The 837-nt window shown below is 36.7% G+C and carries 1 protein-coding gene; it reads right to left on the bottom strand.

Annotated features, from left to right (window positions below):
• A partial coding sequence (locus LJD34_RS16040; RefSeq protein WP_227360368.1) for a PTS transporter subunit EIIC occupies positions 1–837 on the bottom strand: 837 nt, incomplete at both ends.

The raw sequence follows: 837 nt of genomic DNA, 5'->3' as shown, positions 1-837 counted from the left end.
ATACATGTTGATGATGTTTGTTGGTTTTTCACCTTTGTTGAATTTTTCAACGTTTTCAAGTGCTAATGGTGTAAATAATGCTTCTTTTACTGCAGATAACATGTTGTTACCATGGATACCTACTAACCAGAATAACATGATTACTAAATAGATAATCATAACACCTGGAATTGTAGCACCTACAGCTCCTAAAGGACCTTGAATACCATTTTTGATAACATCATTTAAGTATAAACCAGTTAAGTTATAACATGCTGATCCAATACAAGCAGTGATGATTAAAGTAATAGTAGCTGGTACTAAAACTTCGAATGCACGAGCAACTCCTGGTGGAACTTGTTCTGGCATTTTAATTTTTAATGCATCTTGTTTTTCGAAGAAGCAGAATAATTCAACAGATAATACACCAATAATCATACCAGTGAATAAACCAGTAGCTCCTAATTCATTACCAGCGATACCAGTGAAAGCTTCTTTAGCTCCTTCTACCATGTGTGAAGTGTTTGTAACTGATAACCATGCAGCTAAACCTACTAAACCTGGAATGTAACCAGCTCTTTCAGCTCCCATGTTCCAAACACCGATTTCTTGGGCGATACCAAGAGTGATACCAACTGTGATACAGCTGATTGTACAGAAGTTAACGGCTTGGAATGCAGGATTTAAGAAATCTAAAGCCATGATTGGTTTGAAGAATAATCCTAAACCTGTTTGGTCGTTAACTAATACGTTACACCATAAAACCCCGATTGCCCCAGCGATTGTTAAAGGCATGAAGTTTTGGAACGCATTTTTAATTGCAGATAAATATTTGTTTTGACCGCACCATGCACCAGC

This window comes from Faecalibacillus sp. MSK20_93 (assembly GCF_020589945.1).
Lineage (GTDB): Bacteria > Bacillota_I > Bacilli_A > Erysipelotrichales > Coprobacillaceae > Faecalibacillus > Faecalibacillus intestinalis.
This window is presented reverse-complemented; position numbering and strand designations above follow the sequence as displayed.